The following is a 19,719-nucleotide window of genomic DNA, read 5'->3' as shown; positions in this document are numbered from 1 at the left end:
AATGCAGAAAGGAAAAATATGAAAATACTTGCTTTATTTCTGTTTCTGATCCATTTGCTTATACTACCAATCAATGTTCACAGCACAACGATTGAACATAATTTATTATTGAACGGGGACTTTTCACAACAATCTGAGAATACGAATGGGTGGCATGATTCAATTGGAGCAGATCACTGGCGCCTTTGGTTCCCTTCAGATATCCGTCCAAAAGTGAGAGTAACAGAAGAAAACAGCATTGAAATTTCTTCCAATCAAGTCAGTCGTGCAGCAGTTTTTCAAGAAGGTATACCTGTTCGTCCAAATACAGAATATCGCGCAATTGTCGAGGTGAAAGCAACAGATATTTCTAATGCACTTGGTGGAAGAATAAGGGTTCAGTACATGGAAAATGGAACTCAGATATCTCTTTACTCTAGTGAAGCTGTTTCAGGAACTTCGGGATGGGAAAGCCTTGCAGTTACTTTTACGACTGGAGCAGATACGGAACAAGTAAAATTGGAGCTTTTTTTTGATAATACCTCGGGATTAATTGAATACAGAAATGCACGTTTGTATGATCGCATATATGAAGAAATTCAAGAGATTATCATTTCTCAAGAAGAGCTGCATTTGCAAATTGGTGAACGCCAGTTAATCGAGCTGGAAACTTACCCCGAAGATTTCCCTCGGAAAAACCTATCTTTTTCTTCAAGTGATCCAAAGGTAGCTCAAGTAAATGAGCGGGGGTATGTTACTGGTGTAGCATCAGGGACCAGTGAGATCATTATTAGCGATAAAAATGAGACTATTCAAGTAAGTATCCCCATTTTTGTTACAAAAGATAGACATGATAATGTACATCTTACATTAGATCAAATGCATATCATACCTCTCTTCCAACCACTTGAAGAATTAGACGTTTTTGTGGAAAACCAAGATTTATTAGAGGTCTTTGATGGGATTATTCTGCCTAAAAGAGAGGGAACAACACGAATAAAAATAACCAATACAAGTGGTGAGCTGATCGTTCTCGTTGATGTATCTATTGATAAAGGTGACCACAACAAATTTGATGACATGAGAACAAAGTGGCACGAAATGATTCTGGGAGCTAACTATTTTAATTCTGATGATTCGTTAATGATTGATAAGCAAAGATCAATGGATAGAACAGCCAACCTATTATGGGAAACATTGAATAAAGATGAAGATAAGGAAGCTTTGTGGGAAGAACAATCTGAATTGACAGCATCAGCTAATTTAACAACTAGTTTTAGAAATTTAACGACTTTAGCTCTGTCAGCAACCAATCCTTGTTCAGAATATTATCTCAACAGAAATTTATTAGAGGATGTCTTTTCGGGATTAGAATGGATGTACATTTATAAGTATAATCTCTCTGTCCAAACGTATGGAAACTGGTGGGATTGGGAAATTGGCGTTCCGCGAGCAATTAATGACTTAGTTACCACTTTACATCCTTTTTTATCACAAGAACAAATTGGCGATTTTTTAAGACCGATTGAACGTTTTTTGCCAGATGTCAATTATAATAGATATAGTGTAAATCCAGAACTTGCACTTGAAGCAACTGGAGCTAATCAAGTGGATAATACCCGAATAATACTAATTAAAAGCATCTTGGAAGAAAATGATTCTGGTGTTAGTGAAGCGATAAGCGCATTAGAAAAAGTTTATCCTTTTGTAACCGAGGGTGATGGCTTTTATACTGATGGTTCGTTTTTACAACATGACAACGTTCCTTATATTGGTTCATATGGAAATGTTCTTCTTGATGGTATCTCACAGATATTCACAATGACTCAGTCAACAGACTATTTTCCAGCTGATAGTATAGTTAAAGTGATAGATTTCTGGATTCAAGAATCAATCGTCCCGTTCATGTATAAAGGAAATATGATGGATATGGTCAGAGGAAGAGCTATCTCAAGGAGCCAAATGGAGAGCAATGTTGCTGGAGCTGAAATGACAAAAGCGATGATTCGTTTTGCGAGTATTCCAGAACTATCGAACAGCGAAAGATATTTTCATTTTGCTAAGCATTGGATAGAAGCAAATAGTGCGAATTTTGACTACTTAAATAGTTTATCAAGCTTTAGAGATATTGCACTAGCAAAAACAATATTATCTAATCCTGATATAGCCTCCGATAGTCCTTACACAACAAAACTTACAAATTTTGCGAATATGGATCGAATGACCTATTTTAATAAAGATTTTGATTTTAGTTTTGGGTTAAGTATGTCCTCTAGTAGAATCAAACGATACGAAACAATGAATAATGAAAACCTTCAAGGATGGCATACGGGCGATGGAATGCTTTATCTATATAATGATGATCTAAATCAATTTAATCAAGACTTTTGGGCGACAGTTGATCCCTATAGATTGCCAGGTATTACTGTGGATAAGCAAATTCGACTTGATCAAAGCGGTTATAGTGTAGCGGAAACAGACTTCGTGGGAGGTTCCACCGTTGATGATCGTTATGGTAGTTTTGTCATGGATTTTATCAATTATGAAAGAACGTTGACAGCTCAAAAGTCATGGTTCATCCTTGGTGACGAGCTTGTTGCTATTGGAAGTAATATAAACTTTCAAAATGACCGTATCATTGAAACAGTTATAGAGAACCGAAAGCTAAATGAGACGATTGATTACAGATTATTTGTGAATAATGAACAGATTGATTTATCAAATGGACAACAAAGCTTTTCTAATGTTGAAAGTGTTTATTTGGAGGCTTCTGATCCGCAACAATCTATCGGATATAAATTTATCAACCCTCAAGATTTAACTTTGATGATTGAAGAACGTACAGATAGTTGGAATCGGATCAATGGATCAGGGAGCATTGACCCGATTACGAGAAGCTACTTTACAATGTGGAAAACGCATATCCATCAAGAAGATGAGTACAACTATGCTATCTATCCTAATAGGGACAGAACTGAATTCGAAAAAATTGAACCCGCTAAAATATTGCGCAATGATAAAAACATTCATGCAGTACAGTCAAATAATGTAATTGGTATTAATGTCTATAATGAAACCGAAGTCGAAATCCTTGATATGAAATTTCAAACCCCAATGGCACTTACACGAGTGGACAGCGATGAAACGATTATACTTTCACATTCAGATCCTACAATGAAGCGTGCTCAAAAGGATTTGATTCATCTAAAAGACGATGGTTATCGTATTAAAGAAGCAGATAGTAATATTTCAGCGAAAAAAATCACTTCTTTAGATGGTCTCGATTACTGGGAAATCGAAATTGATCCAACAGGTTCAAATGGTCAAAATAGCCAGATTCTATTTAACAAAAAGTAAAGAAAACCAAATAATAGCTTAACTTGATTGGCTATCATAATAGTGGGGCAAGTCTTTTTGTCCCTCTATTATTAATGTGCGAACAATTTTCTCATGTCATTCCATAAAACGATCTTCTTAAAATTCTACAGTCTTCTCCGCTTTTTTAGCATGATTCGCTGAATTAGCGATTCTTTGTTATTATTAAAAATGAATAGACCAAGAAGTAGGATGATTCTTTTCATTGCTAAGAGTTACAATGTTGCAAAAAAGAGGAGGCGATTTAGTGGAATTTCGTTTATTAAAATATTTCTTCACGATTGCAGAGGAAGGGACAATTTCTCAAGCTGCAGAAGTGCTCCACATCACCCAACCGACATTGAGCCGTCAATTAAAAGAATTAGAAGATGAATTAGGAACGGCTCTTTTCATTCGTGATAATCGTACAATGCTCTTAACGGAAGCAGGTCGTTTTTTAAAAAGCCGTGCCGAGGAGATATTGAGTCTAACGGATCAAACCATGCAAGAGTTTGAAGATCGTAAGAAACAGTTGTTTAGTGGTCATTTCACAATTGGCTGTGTGGAAGCAGATAATTCCGACACGCTTTCCTTGATGTTGGAAGAATTTATCAGTGACTATCCAGATGTCCGCTTTCATATTCACAGTGGCACAGGAGATGATATCAACGAGCGTTTAGAGAAAGGCTTATTGGATTTGGCGATTTTGATCGAACCCATCGAGATCGAGAAATACGAAAAAATCGTTCTACCAAGAAAAGAAATTTGGGGCATAATGACATCGGCTGATTCTTTTCTCGCCCATAAAGAGGAGATCACACCAGCAGATATCAAAGGGGTGCCATTGCTACTTTCAAGGCGTCCGGAGGTGCAGCAAATGTTCAGTCAATGGTCAAAAACACCAATAGAAGAATTACCGATCGTTGGAACATATAACTTGATTTTCAATGTCTTTTCCTTGGTAGAAAACCATGTTGGGTCGGCGTTGACCATCAGCGGAGCAGTCGGAGAACGGAGGGATGAAACGATCAAATTTTTGCCTTTAGTCCCTCAAATCGAAACCAGCTGTGTCTTGGTGTGGAAAAGAAATCGTGTGATGTCGCCGGTTGTGACGGCGTTCATTGCCCGCTTTCGTGACGCTTTTGAATAATTGCATCCTAAAAGCCAAAAGAAGTGGAGTGATCCGCTTCTTTTGGCTTCCACCTCTCCCTATGCTTCGTAAGCATAGGGACTTTTTATAGAAAGCATTATTCAACGGCTCCGCTTTGCCTTACTATTAAATATACCAAGAAGAGAAACCAAGGAGGTGACAAAATGCCGGCAATACTTGTGTATTCACGAGCAGGGGAGAATCTTATTGAAGGGCAGCGAAAAAAGCTGATAGTGGGAAATACGCGGGTTCTAGCAGAGAAAATAGCAGAGAAATTACAATGCCCGCTTTATTCTCTTGAACCGACTTATCCTTACCCTGAAAGCTATCAAGCAATGGTCGAGCTAGCAAAAAAAGAAAAGGCGGCTAATGATTTCCCCCTCTATCAAGAGGTATCGACAGCGTTTTTTAAAGAACGGGTCTTGTTTATCGGTTTTCCCAATTGGTGGGGCACATACCCGATGATCCTAGCGAGTTTTTTAAAAGATCACCGATTGGAAGGGAAGATTATTTTTCCGTTTTGTACTCATGAAGGCTCAGGATTCGGCAATAGCATTGAAGACTTTAAAAAGACTTGTCCTGATGCAGTTGTTTATCCTGGATTAGCTGTTCGTGGTTCAAGAATAGAGAAAGCGGATATAGCTATTCAAAATTGGTTAAACCAGCATTTCATTAAAATAGATGAAGGAGTCGTTCGATATGGTCAAGAAACAAACAGCAGGAAGAGATAACTTAGGCAACTTTGCGCCGAAATTCGCGCAACTAAATGATGATGTGTTATTTGGTGAAGTTTGGTCACGTGAGGCAGAGTTGGCTCCTCATACGAGAAGTTTATTAACGATATCGGCCTTGATTTCCGGTGGCAATTTCGAACAATTGACTGCCCATCTGACGATTGGCAAGGAAAACGGGATCACTGCAGAAGAAATTGCAGAAGTAATCACTCATCTGGCTTTCTATGTTGGCTGGCCTAAAGCTTGGTCTGCTTTTAACATCGCCAAAACGGTTTATCAAGAAGAGTTAGCAGAACTGGAGGATAAATAAATGTCAGAACTCGATGCAGCAAAAGAAGCAGGAATCTTTTTATTGGGCAACACAAATGATGCCTATGCGCAATATTTTAGCGGTCAGAGTTACTTGAATCCGTTAGTAGCTGATCCAGCGATTCCAGTCAACGTTGGCAATGTGACCTTTGAACCGGGTTGTCGCAACAATTGGCATCGGCATATCAATGGTGGGTATCAATTGTTGTTGGTGACCGCAGGAAAAGGCTGGTACCAAGAAGCAGGTAAGAAACCGCAAAAACTTACTGTTGGGGATGTCGTAGTCATCAAGGAAGGGGTCAAACATTGGCATGGTGCAGCAAAAAATAGTTGGTTTGCCCATGTAGCGATTACTGCTGGTGCTTCAGAATGGTTAGAAGCAGTCAGTGATGAAGAATACGATCAATTGCCTGACGCATAAGTGATGGTAAGGCAGCCGTACTTGAAGGCGTGTAACAAATCTTATGGGGTCTCACTTGACTGCAGCCAATACTGTGGCTAGTCAAAAGAGATTGAAGAGATCAATGTGAATGAAGGTACGGTCGATTCGATGATTCAACCGGGGTAAATAGGAAACAAAAAGAAGTGTCCACTTGCACAATTAACGTGCGAGTGGACGCTTCTTTTTGTTTAACCAAGATAAAATTCAATCAAGGTTTTTGCAATCAATTTTGTCATGGGATGACCTTTCGTAAAGCTTGATGCCAAATAGATCGTCCTTGATAAGGGGAAATCTGCTAGTTCACGTAAAACGAAAGGTGCCTCATCTTCATAACCCCAAGTAATTTTAGGAAAGAAGGTGATTCCTAGTCCTTGATTGATAAGGGAGCGCAGCGTCGCTGGATCGTCCGTCGTTGAGCCGATAGTCAAACTGATTTTTTTTGCTTCAAAAGCTTCGTCGATGGTTCTACGCAGCGGGCTGTTTTCAACCAGCATCAGCAGAGGCACGTGTTGGATATCGGCAACTTGCAAGTCTTTTTTTTCTGCCATGGGGTGCTTTTGGGGGATCGCCAATAAGATGGGTTCCGTGAATATCGGCAGATTAGTCAAGCCGTTCTTTGGCTCAGAGGTAATGTAGAAGGCTTGTTCTTTGTTGGTCTCCTTACTGCCGTGCTGCTTGATCGAAAGTTGGATCTCAGGGTGCTTTTCAACGAATGTCGCCACCAAGTTGGGCAAGGAAACAGAAGCGACTTCAGAGTAGATCGTCACTGCCGGGACCATTTCTCCATTTAAGGCTTGGATCGCACTCATTCCTTCGTCGAAACGTGCTAACGTCTCAACGACATAGGGATAAAATTCTTCAGCATACATCGTCAACTCGATATGCCGACCGGCATGATAGAACAAAGGAACGCCTAGTTCACTTTCTAGGTGTTTCATGGCACGGCTCAAGGCAGGTTGTGAGATGTATAATTCTTGTGCAGATTGGGTAATATTTTTCGATTCGGCTACTTTTTTAAAGTAGCGTAAATGATCAAGGTTCATCAGATACTCCTCTTTCCATACCTTTTGGTTATGGATATTCACGAAACTGGTATTTTTTATTATAACAAACTTCCGTTATTATGACACAGGAAAGAGAAATTGTTTAGGAGGTGTTTCATGAGTACAGGTTTCTTATACCCAGGACAAGGCAGTCAGACCAGCAAGATGCTTGAGGACGTGCCTGCCAGTTATTTCCATCGGCTAGAACAGGCGACAGGCTTTGATTTACACCCTGTATCGGAGAATCTCGAACAAGATACCGTCTATATTCAGTTGGCCCTTTTAGTAAAAGCGGCTTTTTACACGGACCAGATGAAAGCATCTGGTGTGCAACCTCAGCTTGTGGCGGGGCATTCGATTGGCGCTTTTTCCGCTGCGTTAGCTTGTGAAAGCTTAAGTTTCGAAAACGCCGCTAGCTTGGTCTATCATCGGGCGACACTGATGAAAGAAGCCTATCCGACTGATTATGCCATGGGGGTACTGGTTGGTGTAACGAGAAGTGAAGCAGAAGCGCTCGTGGCAAATACATTTGATCCTGCTGCTCCCGTCTATTTATCAAATGAAAATTGCCTCATGCAGCATACGATCTCTGGTCATCTCACAGGCTTGCACAAGACGCTGGCTCAAGCGAAAGACTATCATGCACAAACCGCCAAACTTTTAGCAGTGCCTGTGCCGTCCCATTGTGTGTTGATGACAGAACCCGTGAAACGGTTTGCGCCATTTATGAACACGGTATCCCTTGATGTGCCTATCTGTCCGTACCTCAAAAACACGGATGGTCGGATGACCATGAATCCTGAAGAGATCCGTCGTGATTTGCTGCAAAATATTGCTTTTCCGGTGCAGTGGAACAAGATCATGGATGTTGCCTACGAAGCAGGACTTGATTTGGCTCTTGAATTTCCTCCGGGCAATACCTTAACAAAACTGATCCAAGCAAAATTTGTTGAAAACAAAGGGATTCGTGTGATCAATTTGGATCAACATGGCATGGATGATGCTTTATTCCTATATCAAAAATGGAGATGAATACAATGGAAAAACCTGCAAGAAACTGGGCAAGTAAACGTGAAAAGAAAGCCCAAACCATGAAAAAAATCGAGCATCTTCTCGATGGAAAATATGTCCCAACGGAAGCAATCATTGAAGTCTTAGAACAGTTGATCCGTCCGGGAGACAAAGTGGTCCTTGAAGGCGACAATCAAAAACAAGCAAGCTTTCTATCAGAAAGCTTAGAACAAGTCGATGCTCAAAAAGTCAACAATTTGCATATGATCATGTCAAGCATCTCCCGGCCAGAACATTTGACGATATTTGAAAAAGGCATTGCAGCGAAAATCGATTTTTCTTATGCAGGCGCACAAAGTACGCGCGTTGCCCAAATGATTGAAGACAAAACCATGAAATTAGGGGACATTCATACGTATTTGGAATTATATGGTCGCTTATTTATCGACTTGATTCCGAATGTGGTCCTTGTGGCGGCGGACAAAGCCGATCGCCAAGGAAATCTTTATACAGGTTACAATACGGAAGAAACGCCAACGATCGTCGAAGCAGCAGCCTTTAAAGATGGGATTGTGATCGTCCAAGTTAATGAAGTGGTCGATCGTTTGCCGCGGGTCGACATTCCCAGCGATTGGATCGATGTCGTCGTGGTAGCAGACCAACCGTATCAATTAGAAGCGCTCTTTACGAGAGATCCGCAAAACATTACGGAATTACAAATTTTGATGGCGATGATGGCATTAAAAGGAATCTATGCAGAACATGAAGTACAATCGTTGAATCATGGGATCGGTTTTAATACCGCTGCGATCGAGTTACTTTTACCAACCTATGGAGAAACCCTTGGAATCAAAGGAAAAGTAGCGAAAAATTGGGTCTTGAATCCTCATCCAACGATGATTCCAGCTATCGAATCTGGTTGGGTCGAAAGCATCCACAGTTTTGGTGGGGAAGTTGGTATGGAAAAATACATTGCCGCTCGTCCAGATGTATTCTTTGTCGGAAAAGACGGCACGATGCGCAGCAATCGAGCATTATCCCAAACTGCAGGTCAATATGCCATCGATATGTTTATCGGTTCGACCTTACAACTGGATTATCAAGGAAATTCTTCTACAGTGACGAAAGGCCGCTTATCTGGATTTGGTGGTGCACCAAATATGGGGCATAATCCGGGGGGCCGTCGGCATTCGACTCCAGCTTGGCAATCCTTGCGGGATGAAACAGATCCTTTAGCAAAAGGACAAAAATTAGTCGTTCAAATGGTTGAAACGTATGGTTCCAATAAAAAACCTGTTTTTGTAGAAACGTTAGATGCGTTGGCTGTCCAAAAGCAAGCTGGTTTAGCCAATGCCCCAATTATGATCTATAGCGAAGATACGACGCATATCGTGACAGAAGAAGGCATCGCTTATCTTTATAAAGCAAACTCAAAAGAGGAAAAACAAGTAGCAATCGCAGCCATCGGTGGTGTAACCCCACTAGGAATGACCAGCACAAAAGCTTCTCTGGATGCCTTGCGCAAAGCGGGAATCGTGAAATTACCAGAAGACTTAGGGATCAAACGCAGTGATGCCAAACGATCATTGCTAGCAGCTCAAACCGTTGATGATTTGATCGAATGGTCCGATGGGTTGTATGAACCGCCAATGAAATTCAGAACGTGGTCTTAATAAGAGCAAGAGGAGAGAAGAAGAGATGGAAAAATTAGCTTATACGTATCAAACAACGAAACCAGTCACCAAAAAAGTCCATGTTGGCGTGGTTGGTTCTGGTGACTTGGAAATTCTGCTTTTTCCAACGGACAAACAAGAAACCACCGTTTCAGTTTGTACAGGAAGTGATGGCTTTGGCGATGTGTGGCAAAATGTCTTGACACGTTTTTTTGAGCGCTATCCAATCAGTGCGCAAATAGTGATCAACGACTTTGGCGCCACTCCCGGTGTGGTTTACCTACGATTAACCCAAGCAATGGAGGAACTAGCAGATGAAGAATAGTTTTGTAGAATTAAATGCCCGAGAACGGGTGCACGCATTATTGGATGCCAAGAGCGGTCGTGAATTGATCGATCCATTCGACCAAATGATCGCACCCAATCTGGTGGCTCAAGACATCGTGCCACAAAGCGATGATGGGATCGTTGTTTGCCGTGGAACGATTTCTGGAGAAAACGTGGTCGTGATCGCTATGGAAGGAAAATTCCAAGGTGGCGGGATCGGTGAAGTTTCTGGTGCTAAAATCATCGCGGCATTGACTCATGTGTTGGAAGAAAACCAAAAGGGCAATCCGATCACACCGATCATCATCCTCGATACTGGTGGCGTACGCCTCCAAGAAGCGAATTACGGCTTATTGTCGATTGCAGAAATCGGCAATTTGATCGTTGCAATAAAATCGTATGTGCCAGTGATTGGATTAGTGCCAGGTCGGGTGGGTTCTTTTGGCGGTATGTCGATTACCTCAGCACTTATGAGCTACTTGATAGCGACGAAGAAAGCCCGTATCGGTTTGAACGGTCCTGAAGTCATCGAACAAGAAGCTGGCGTGAGAGAATTTGATTCCAGTGATAAAGATTTGATTTGGAATACCATTGGCGCCAAACAACGTTTGGCAGCACAAATGATCGATGAACTAGTGACTGACAGTGTCGAATCGATCCAAGAAGCTGTGATTGCGGCGATGGTTGAAAAGAAAGACAGTCATCGCAGCGAAAAAAGTGGTTTTTATCTTTCTCTTTTAAACGAACTTGATCTATCAAAGCCGCTGACTATCGAGGCATACAATAAGGCTCTTGCAACGCATAAAGCAACTGAAGTGGCACCTATTACTGTAACAGAAGGCCAAGAAGCTGCTGCTGACAGTATCGGTTATCATTGGTTTTCAGCATTGACGAATCTGCAGTTCCCAACCTCAACTAGTGCAACAGTCTATGCAGCTGCATCTGACCTTTTTACTGAAGAAGTCGTTGTTACAGCGATCGTGCCAAACCCAACTAATCCGATGTATCGGGTACGCAAGGGAGAAGTTGGTTTAGTCGAAGGGTACGAGATGGGCCACCTGTTAGAAACTGTTTATCAAGAAGACAAAGAGAAAGCAGTCAAACGACCAATCATTGCGGTCATCGATGTCCCTAGCCAAGCGTATGGCTACAATGAAGAATTGATTGGTATTCATGCAGCTTTAGCAAACAGTGCGGCAGCTTATGCCAAACTACGCCAAGCGGGTCATCCAGTGATCGGTTTTATCGCTGGTAATGCGATCTCTGGGGCTTTCTTAGCGCATGGCTTGCAATCAAGTCGTCTGATCGCATTAAATAGTGAAAAGATCACTGTTCAAGCAATGTCAAAAGAAAGTGCAAGTCGGGTCACCAAACGGTCGATTGCAGCGATTGAAGCCGCGGCGGAAAAAGTACCAAGTATTGCTTATGATATCAAAAATTATACGAAACTTGGGGCAATCTTCACTTTCTTATCCTCCATTACGGATCAGTCTGTCACCTCTGAAAGCAAAGCGACTGTAATTGAAGCGATCAATGAGGCGATTGATGATGTGCGTAAAACGAATGACACGATGTTGACCAGTCGCTACACCAATCCGATCGCTAAAAAGAGCGGCCGGCTGGAAACGAATAACGTATTTGAAAAAATGAATGCAGAATGGAATGAGTAACGAATGAACCGTGCCCACGATATCGTTCAATTAGATAAAGAAGTTCTTGATATGATTGATATTCCCAAATGGTTTTCTGAAAAAGAACAGCTTTTTGCGACCGTCCGTCGTGGGAAACCCCGTAACCCCAGCTATTTACCCGTGGGGTTGCGCGGGGAAAAGCGGCAAGAACGTTTTGCCTTTGAGGCACCTTGCAACATGATCAAACGAACGATCCATCCTTGGGAATTGATCACTCGTGAGAGCTTTCGATTCAATGAAGTAGCCAATTATCCAGTTTACCGCAACTATCAACAAGCACGGCTTTTATTGAAGCACTATTCTTGGGGAATCGGTGGCAGCTTGGGTTTTGAATTGGCTGCAAAACAGGCAGCAATCAAGCCGACAAGTGATTTAGATCTGTTGCTTTATGCCGACACGAAAGAAAAGCTGCCACTGGAACTATTGGAAAAGCAGGCAGCCTTTTTTCAACAGATCGATGTTCAAGTTATCACAAAACAAGGCGGGTTTGCCTTAAAGGAGTATTTGGAACATCCATCAAAAAAAATCTTAGTAAAAACAGACGAAGGGCCAAAACTCACCACTGAGATTTGGTAATTATTAGAAAAGTGAGCGAAAAACATGTTTGAGAACAACGATTTAAAAATCAACATCAGTGATTTCCAAAAAGTATTTGCCGTGACAGCAGTAATGATGCAAACGATTTTGACTTTTGCCTTATCCAATACCCAAGATGAAAAGACTGCAGCATTCATCGGTACCTTTTATGTCTTGGTGAAATTTACCGCACCCCTGTTTATTTTTGCTATTGTTTATAACATGGTTAAGACAAGTCAACATCTGTCTTATCTAGAATTTTTGAAAGAAAAGTTTTTTGAACTTGTCGTGCCATATGTGCTTTGGACGACGGCTTATTTATGGCTCTTTCCCGCTGTCCAACAAGGAAAACCTTATACTGATACAGCAACGTTTTTACTGAAATATGTGACGGGGGATGCGGCGCCACACTTGTGGTATACGATCATGATGCTGCAGATCCAATTGTTGATGCCGTTTTTTGTCTGGTTAGGCTACAAAGTGTTGACGAAGAAAAAAACTGTTTGGCCAGTATTGATCGTCGCAACTGCTTTGTATGTCGCTTGGTATGTGTTTTATGATCGCCAAGTTTTTGAAGGACCGCATCATGAAAGCTGGTATTTATTGGATCGGTTTGTCTTTAGCTTTGTGATCTATGGGATCTATGGCGAAGCCGCTTTGATTTATCACGAAACCGTCTATCGCTTCCTATACAAGATTCGCTATGCTTTCTTGCCAGTGGGTTTAGCATTGGGGCTATTATCTGCCAATCATCTGCTACATTATGCAGGTGATCTAAGTTTCGCTCATGCACCGTATTTAAATACATTGCAAAGCTTATATAGCTTAGTATTGATTTTTGCAGTCTTTATGTTTGGGTCAACTATGATCAAGAACAATGCCCCTCAGTTAGGGACATTTAAGTGGCTATCTACTTATGCGTATCGAACCTATCTTGCCAATGTTTTTGTCTTTCAAGTTTTGTTGCTATGCTTCAAAGATTTGTTGCTGCAACTGCCAATGGGCATCATGATCATCGTCGCTTATTTGGCAACTGCCAGCTGTGGTTTTTTAACAAGCTATGTTTTGCATGTTTTATGGGTAACGATCAAAGGTCAAATCAAAAAATAGAGGAGGAGTTGGATGTTTGCATTTGCTGTAGAAGAAAATTGTCAACGACTCGCCCAATTGGTAGAAGAAGCCTTGATTGTAGAAGTGACATTGTCCCCAAAACCTGGGTTAGTGGATGCCATTGATTCAGGTGCCCATCACGATATGGATCAAGCACTCTTTCTGCGATCAGCTCGAGCATTGACGCCATACTTTGAAGAAATGGCCTTGGTGTCTTGGGGAAGCAGCATGTCTCAAGAGTTGCGGGAAGCAATCGCTGCAATCGGTCGGAAGGCAGAACAGGCGATGTTGGCAGCCACTGGTGGCATCAACACTCATAAAGGAGCCATTTGGGCATTAGGCTTGCTCATCAGCGCCGTCAGTAGCCAACTTAGTCGCAAACAGCGGATTTTTTTGCCAGAAGTCTTTTCTGACATCCAGCTTCTCACTGCATTTCCTGATCGTGCGCTGACTCAACAAACGGAAAGTCATGGCAAAACTGTTCAAGCCAAATATGGACATCTCGGTGCGTATGGGGAAGCTGCTGCTGGGTTCCCCCATGTTCAAATCGCTCTAGCGGATTATTTTTCTCGGGATTGTTCCAATGAGACTGAAAAAAGGCTCCACATGCTGTTGGCGATCATCGCTACACTGGACGATACGTGTATTTTATACCGCAGCAATCAAGAGGTACTGGCACTGGTTCAGCAACTCGCACAAAAAGCCAATCAGCAAGCGTTGCCGAACCCAGCATTTCATGCACTAGCAGCCTTCTGCCAGTCAGAAAATGTGTCTCCAGGCGGCAGTGCTGATCTATTGGCTGCCAGCTTCTTTTTATTGTCCATCAACTCGGTTTTACCCGTAAACGAAGGAAAGACCGTTTACCAATAACTCTTTTCCTTAGAAGAAAGCCAACGATTCTTCTAAGGATTTTTTGTTTCATTTTTTCGCTCGATTAAGAAAAATAAAATCTCTTGCTATTTGCATAGTTTAATGATTAGATAATTCTTAGGCACTACTGAAATGCTTCGTTGCTCCATTGCAACGAATAAAGGAGTTACAGATGAAATACTATAATGCTTTTCTTCAAAATCTTGTGTTGCGGCGCTGGACGGTCCTGTTTATGCTTGCGGGCATTCTTTTTTTGTTTCGCAGTATGATGACCATTCTTTTGCTGACCTTTATCTTTACGTATCTGATTTATCGGCTGGTTCTTTTGCTCCATCGAAAAAGTCATCTGCCCATTAAGCTTACGAGCATCCTGACTTACAGCTTGATTGTTTTTATTCTTTATTTAGTAGCAACAAATTATGTACCCATCATCATCAAACAATCCGTCCAATTAGTCAATTCCGTTGCTGATTTCTACCAACGGACAGACTCCAACAATGAATTGATCGAATATGTCTTGAATTTATTGCAAACCAGTGAATATATTCAGAAATTACAAAGCGGCGTTCTAGTCGTGATCAATTATCTGTATAATTTCGGTGAGTTGGCATTGACGGTGCTGATCTCATTTCTGCTTAGTTTCTTCTTTATGATCGATAACAAAAAGACCGTTGCGTTTTCTCGGCTATTTTTGCAAGGGCGAGGGGCGTGGTTCTTTGAAGATGTTTACTATTTAGGAGCTAAGTTTACGCGTGCTTTCGGAAATGTGATTGAGACGCAGTTGGTGATCGCCTTAGTTAATACAGCAATCACTGTCTTCGCCTTAGCGGTGATGGGCTTTCCGCAGCTGTTGAGTTTGGCGTTGATGATTTTCTTTCTCAGCTTGATTCCTGTTGCTGGTGTGATCATCTCGTGTATTCCATTGACGTTTATTGCCTATTCCATCGGCGGATTTAATGACGTGATCTATATTCTTTTGATCATAGTGTTTGTTCATGCGTTGGAATCCTATATCTTAAATCCCCGCTTGATGGCCAATAAAACAGAGATTCCGATGTTTTACACGTTTATTCTCCTGTATCTTAGCGAACATCTCTTTGGTTTGTGGGGCTTGATCATTGGGATCCCATTGTTTACTTTCTTTTTAGATTTAATGAATGTGAAAGAGATTCCGCGATTGCGTAAAAAAACCGATGACACCTTGCAGGACCAATAAAATGATTGCTGTAAAGGATGGCAATTGATAGAAAAACCATCTCTGCCGATGAAAGGCGAGATGGCTTTTTTATTTCGCAGCAATTTTTTTCGTAAAGGAGACAAAGCAGATTGCTGAAGAGGTGCTTTGAAACCTGCCTGTTTGGGAATACCCCAAAGAATGATAAAAGTGAACCAGCTTGGGTTCTTGCAGGATCGTATTCAAATGTATCGTATCTGTTTGTACGTTCCTTTCAATCAAGGTCATTGCTTGTCTACCGATCCCGCGGTTCTCGTAGGAGGGAAGAAGGGCGATGGAAGATAGCTTCGTCGTATGCTCCTGCTCAACCGTCAGTTTTAGGAATCCCACGGTTTTCTGAGCGGTCATGATTAAATAATAAGTGGTATTCGACGCAGAAAACTTTGCGTTTAGCTTCTCAAAACTTTGTAAATAGGGAGAAGTTTCTCCATCTTGATAACGGAGAAAGAGAGATTTGAAAGCAGCTTTTTGTATCAAGTAGATAGAAAGTAAATCGGAAAGCTTCGCTTCTTTAAGCTGAATGAGCATGCACACCTCCATAAAATGTCAGACATCATTTGTTGAAAGACATTGATTCGGTATAGAAGGTCCTGATGAAAAGCCATCGAAGAGCAGTCTTTCATTGGCTCGTTTCCGTTTTGATCCTTCCCTCAACCAGAGGTTCAAAAACGAAGAGATCCGCAGGGCTTCGTGCCAACGGTGTTTTATTGAAAAAGATCATTTATCGATGTAACCAAGTCGTCATAGGTTTGACCGGTAGCGATTGCATAAACGGAAAGCAAAAAGACGAGGGCTGCTGCCAGCACGTAAAAAATTCGGAGGCGATAACCGTCACCTGTCCGGCGATTTTTTACAAAAGTAAAAATCGTCACAGCTAGATAAGCGAAGGTCAATAAACAAATAAGATAAGTAATAATTTCTGGTGTCATGGGCGTTTTCCTTTCTTTTTCTATTTGTATAAAAATATACTCAATAAATATAATATAACCATTTCGATACCGTCAAAGAAAGCGCTCAATTTTTGATACAAAAAACTGACCGAGTGGTAGCCACTGGTCAGTTCTATTCAAAAACGATGGGGCATGATCTTAATTGTCTTTTTTTTCCGCATCTAGCAAGCTTCTTAGTTCATCTGCTAAAGCGATACAGGCAATACTATCCGTTAAGGACATCAGGGAATTTTCGAGTTGTCCTTGTGCAAGAGCGGTGTGAACTGCTTGAATCTCTGAATGGAAATCATCGATCTCGTACCCAATATCATAGACCGTGTCTTCTTGGTCAATCGTCACGGTAAAAGAAGCGGGGCGATGGAAGTTGGGGATCGTGATTTTCCCTTTTGTTCCTTGTAATTCCGCCACCGTCTCTTTTGTTTGGTCAAATCCAGTCTCAATCACTGCAACAAAGTCTTCACTGACAAAGCGTGCTTCAACATAGGTATCAACCCCAGTTTCATAAAGGCTGTAATCGATTATTTCGGCAGTTAAATTTTCTGGTGAAAAATCTTGGATAAAGGCTAAGTTATAGATCCCCATATCCAGTAAAGCACCCCCTTGTTTTGGCAGATAATGGTAAGAACTGACTTCGACTGGTAAATGGCGGCGAAAAGTAGTCGTGACACTTGTTAGCTCACCGATATGACCACCATCCACAAGTTCTTTTAGTTTGCGATACGCTGGGGTGAAGCGTGGCTTCATGGCTTCCATAAAGAAGACTTCGTGTGCTTGGGCTTGTTTTTGTACATCGCGCATTTCTTGTGCAGTCAAGGTTGCTGGTTTTTCACATAAAACAGCTTTTTTTGCTTGAAAGGCTTTGATGATCCATTCATAGTGATACAAATGCGGCAAAGCAATATAAACGATATCGATAGCTGGATCATCTAATAGGTTTTGGTAGTTATCAAAGACGGCATCACACGGAAATTTTGCTTGAAACGCTTGCGCTTTTTCCATCGTACGACAAGCAACCCCATAAAGCTGGGCATCTTGAAAATTTTCTAAACTTGCAGCAAAGCGATTGGCGATATTTCCGGCACCAATAATTCCCCAATTGATCATTTCATTTCCCTCTTTTCTTCAGTTGACGGGTATTCTGAGAGAATCCCTGATTCCAAAACAGATTGTTTTTTTCTTAACTCGACAATATTTTTTTGATATTCTTTGGCATACAGCAAGGCAAACAGTGAATCTAAAATATACTCAAAGGCGACCTGTGAAGAAAAGGTACCGACTTTGAGAAAATCACGTTCATCATGAGAAGCGATGATCGCATGGGTCGCTAATGGGATGATTTTCGCATGGGCGTTGCCAGAGATTACGATCACTGGTACCCCAACATCACGAAAGTGTTGCATGATTTTTTCGTATTGTGTATTTTTCCCACGATAGGTAATAAACACGGCACAATCATTTTGCGTGACGTTCGATGCATTCCACGCATCATCCCCATATTCATCCGCAATGATCAGATACTTATTGATTTTGACCAACTTATTTTGAAAACTTCTTGCCCGGATCTGAGAATCACCGCGAGCAAATAAGAAAATCCGCTGCGCAGCTTCCAACGATTGCACCACTGCTTCCATCGTTTCTGGAGCGACCTGAGCGTGGGTTTTGTGGATCGAGTTGATCGTTAGATCGGCCATTTTTTTCATAATATCAGGTGTTTGATCCTTGGGCGAAAAGGGAAAATTCGCGTCAACAAAGGTTGGGTTGAACATCTGATTATGGGCAATTTCAGCCAGACCTAAGCGAAAACTTTTAAATCCTTCAAACCCCATCTTTTTGGCTAGACGAATGACGGAAGAGTGGGATGTGTATGTATGCTTAGCGATGACTTCAATCGTCAACGAAGGCACATCATTGATATTTTGCAAAATATAATCGGCAATCCGCTTCTCCGTATTGGTCAATCCTTCTTGAAGCCGTAATTTATCTCCTAATAACATCAAACCACCTCTTTCTAATCATAGCCTAGGACAAAGAAAACCAAAAGCAAAAACTGTACCTTTTTGGCAATTTGGTAAAAATGTTCAGAACCACTCAGCAGTTTGCGAAAAAGTCTGGTCAAAAGAACCTGTTTTTGGCAAAAGACTTCTCATTTCGAAGGATATCAGCAATAATCAAGCTATCAATTCATAGGAGGTGTCACAATGTTAACTATCGCATATCTCGGAAACGGAAAAAGCACCAATCGCTACCATCTGCCTTTTTCAACCAAGCTGCAGGATAAGATCAAAGTAAAGACGATCTATTCACCAAGCGGCAAGCTGACCTGGCCAACACTAGAAGGCGTTCATTACACCTCTGACTTAGAGGATATCTACCGTGATCCTGAAATTCAATTAGTTGTGGTCACGACCCTCAGTCATTTGCATTATGAATTAGGCAAGGATGTCTTGCTCCATGGGAAAAATGTCTTGATCGAAAAACCTTTTACGGAAACTTCGGCACAAGCAAAGGAATTGTTCGCACTGGCGCAAGAGAAAGGCTTATTTGTGCAATGCTATCAAAATCGCCGCTTTGATTCCGATTTTTTGACTACGCAAAAAGTGATCGAAAGCGGCGTGCTCGGAGATCTCTTAGAAGTAGAGATGCATTATGATTATTTTCGTCCAGAGATTCCACGGTCAGTGACCGAATTTTCATTGAATACTAGCTACTTGTACGGACACGCTTGTCATACACTGGACCAAGTGATCTCCTATTTTGGGCAACCAGACGATGTCCATTATGAGGTTCGGCAATTGCTTGGAAAAAATCGCATGAATGATTACTTCGATTTGGATCTGTTTTATGGTCGAATGAAAGTCTCAGTCAAATCTAGTTACTTCCGATTAAAAGAACGGCCTAGTTTCGTCGTTTATGGTGAAAACGGCGTTTTTGTTAAACAAACGAAGGATCGACAAGAAGAGCATCTAAAACAGTTTTATCTCCCGGATCATGCCGATTTTGGGATCGATTTACCGGAACACTATGGCACACTAACTTATATGGATGCTAACGGTGACTACCATGAAGAAAAAGTCATCTCTGAAATTGGTGATTATAGCCGTGTGTACGAGGGCGTCTATGAAACGATCATCAATGGCAAAGAGAAAATCGTGAAAGACGAAGAAACGATTTTACAAATCGAAATGCTAGAAACAGGCATCAATCAAATGATCACTGAGTCATAAGGCAGAGTGATTACGAGGCTTTTGACAAACAAAGCGCCTGAA

Annotated in this window: 19 protein-coding genes; 14 read left to right on the top strand and 5 right to left on the bottom strand. The window is 41.4% G+C overall.

Annotated features, from left to right (window positions below; all coding sequences use genetic code 11):
• Positions 1 to 18: 18 nt before the first annotated feature.
• From IGI92_RS08470 to IGI92_RS08450, 5 genes are all read left to right on the top strand, one after another.
• Positions 19 to 3,336 (top strand): polysaccharide lyase family 8 super-sandwich domain-containing protein, encoded by a 3,318-nt coding sequence (locus IGI92_RS08470; RefSeq protein ID WP_086372988.1) that lies wholly within the window; start codon positions 19 to 21, stop codon positions 3,334 to 3,336.
• Between the two features lie 265 nt (positions 3,337 to 3,601).
• On the top strand, positions 3,602 to 4,483 hold the full coding sequence (locus IGI92_RS08465) for a LysR family transcriptional regulator (protein ID WP_301389463.1): 882 nt from the start codon (positions 3,602 to 3,604) through the stop codon (positions 4,481 to 4,483).
• 164 nt (positions 4,484 to 4,647) lie between these two features.
• Complete coding sequence (locus IGI92_RS08460) at positions 4,648 to 5,214, top strand: flavodoxin (protein WP_087664121.1); 567 nt, start codon at positions 4,648 to 4,650, stop codon at positions 5,212 to 5,214.
• Positions 5,183 to 5,527: a carboxymuconolactone decarboxylase family protein gene (locus tag IGI92_RS08455; protein ID WP_005235882.1), complete on the top strand. Its 345-nt coding sequence runs from the start codon at positions 5,183 to 5,185 to the stop codon at positions 5,525 to 5,527. The genes IGI92_RS08460 and IGI92_RS08455 overlap by 32 nt, the downstream gene beginning before the upstream one ends.
• Positions 5,528 to 5,947, top strand: a complete 420-nt coding sequence (locus tag IGI92_RS08450; RefSeq protein ID WP_128489504.1) for a cupin domain-containing protein — start codon at positions 5,528 to 5,530, stop codon at positions 5,945 to 5,947.
• Positions 5,948 to 6,156: 209 nt separating this feature from the next.
• On the opposite strand, the gene IGI92_RS08445 is transcribed toward IGI92_RS08450, so the two are convergent.
• On the bottom strand, positions 6,157 to 7,011 hold the full coding sequence (locus IGI92_RS08445) for a LysR family transcriptional regulator (protein WP_042890734.1): 855 nt from the start codon (positions 7,009 to 7,011) through the stop codon (positions 6,157 to 6,159).
• Positions 7,012 to 7,128: 117 nt separating this feature from the next.
• Between IGI92_RS08445 and IGI92_RS08440 the strand changes: the two genes are divergently transcribed.
• The 8 genes from IGI92_RS08440 (at position 7,129) to IGI92_RS08405 (ending at position 15,485) form a co-directional block, all read left to right on the top strand.
• A complete protein-coding gene (locus IGI92_RS08440) occupies positions 7,129 to 8,043 on the top strand; it encodes an ACP S-malonyltransferase (protein WP_005235886.1) in 915 nt (304 codons plus the stop codon).
• Between the two features lie 5 nt (positions 8,044 to 8,048).
• Positions 8,049 to 9,695 carry a malonate decarboxylase subunit alpha gene (gene mdcA, locus IGI92_RS08435; RefSeq protein ID WP_301389461.1) on the top strand — a complete coding sequence of 549 codons (1,647 nt, stop codon included), beginning with the start codon at positions 8,049 to 8,051 and terminating at the stop codon, positions 9,693 to 9,695.
• Between the two features lie 25 nt (positions 9,696 to 9,720).
• Complete coding sequence (locus IGI92_RS08430; protein ID WP_005226050.1) at positions 9,721 to 10,020, top strand: malonate decarboxylase subunit delta; 300 nt, start codon at positions 9,721 to 9,723, stop codon at positions 10,018 to 10,020.
• Positions 10,010 to 11,692: a biotin-independent malonate decarboxylase subunit beta gene (gene mdcD / locus IGI92_RS08425; RefSeq protein ID WP_301389460.1), complete on the top strand. Its 1,683-nt coding sequence runs from the start codon at positions 10,010 to 10,012 to the stop codon at positions 11,690 to 11,692. The genes IGI92_RS08430 and mdcD overlap by 11 nt, the downstream gene beginning before the upstream one ends.
• Positions 11,693 to 11,695: 3 nt before the next feature.
• Entirely contained in the window at positions 11,696 to 12,289 is a 594-nt protein-coding gene (locus IGI92_RS08420) for a malonate decarboxylase holo-ACP synthase (protein ID WP_005231351.1), read from the top strand.
• 24 nt (positions 12,290 to 12,313) lie between these two features.
• Positions 12,314 to 13,399: an acyltransferase family protein gene (locus IGI92_RS08415; RefSeq protein WP_086372982.1), complete on the top strand. Its 1,086-nt coding sequence runs from the start codon at positions 12,314 to 12,316 to the stop codon at positions 13,397 to 13,399.
• A 12-nt stretch (positions 13,400 to 13,411) separates the two neighbouring features.
• Positions 13,412 to 14,269 carry a triphosphoribosyl-dephospho-CoA synthase gene (locus IGI92_RS08410; protein WP_301389459.1) on the top strand — a complete coding sequence of 286 codons (858 nt, stop codon included), beginning with the start codon at positions 13,412 to 13,414 and terminating at the stop codon, positions 14,267 to 14,269.
• Positions 14,270 to 14,441: 172 nt separating this feature from the next.
• Positions 14,442 to 15,485 (top strand): AI-2E family transporter, encoded by a 1,044-nt coding sequence (locus IGI92_RS08405; protein WP_008379977.1) that lies wholly within the window; start codon positions 14,442 to 14,444, stop codon positions 15,483 to 15,485.
• Positions 15,486 to 15,554: 69 nt separating this feature from the next.
• Here the strand turns inward: IGI92_RS08405 and IGI92_RS08400 are convergent, their stop codons facing one another.
• From IGI92_RS08400 to IGI92_RS08385, 4 genes are all read right to left on the bottom strand, one after another.
• Entirely contained in the window at positions 15,555 to 16,031 is a 477-nt protein-coding gene (locus tag IGI92_RS08400; RefSeq protein WP_008379975.1) for a GNAT family N-acetyltransferase, read from the bottom strand.
• A 176-nt stretch (positions 16,032 to 16,207) separates the two neighbouring features.
• Positions 16,208 to 16,432, bottom strand: a complete 225-nt coding sequence (locus IGI92_RS08395) for a hypothetical protein (RefSeq protein WP_005235901.1) — start codon at positions 16,430 to 16,432, stop codon at positions 16,208 to 16,210.
• 159 nt (positions 16,433 to 16,591) lie between these two features.
• Entirely contained in the window at positions 16,592 to 17,557 is a 966-nt protein-coding gene (locus IGI92_RS08390; protein WP_005235903.1) for a Gfo/Idh/MocA family protein, read from the bottom strand.
• Entirely contained in the window at positions 17,554 to 18,447 is an 894-nt protein-coding gene (locus IGI92_RS08385; protein ID WP_301389458.1) for a MurR/RpiR family transcriptional regulator, read from the bottom strand. Before IGI92_RS08385 ends, IGI92_RS08390 begins: the two co-directional genes overlap by 4 nt.
• A 204-nt stretch (positions 18,448 to 18,651) precedes the next feature.
• Between IGI92_RS08385 and IGI92_RS08380 the strand changes: the two genes are divergently transcribed.
• A complete protein-coding gene (locus IGI92_RS08380; RefSeq protein ID WP_430608469.1) occupies positions 18,652 to 19,677 on the top strand; it encodes a Gfo/Idh/MocA family oxidoreductase in 1,026 nt (341 codons plus the stop codon).
• The last annotated feature ends 42 nt before the right edge of the window (positions 19,678 to 19,719 follow it).

It is taken from the genome of Enterococcus sp. DIV2379 (assembly GCF_050542965.1).
Lineage (GTDB): Bacteria > Bacillota > Bacilli > Lactobacillales > Enterococcaceae > Enterococcus_D > Enterococcus_D entomosocium.
The sequence above is the reverse complement of the archived record's forward strand: the minus strand, read 5'-3'. Positions and strand labels throughout refer to the sequence as shown.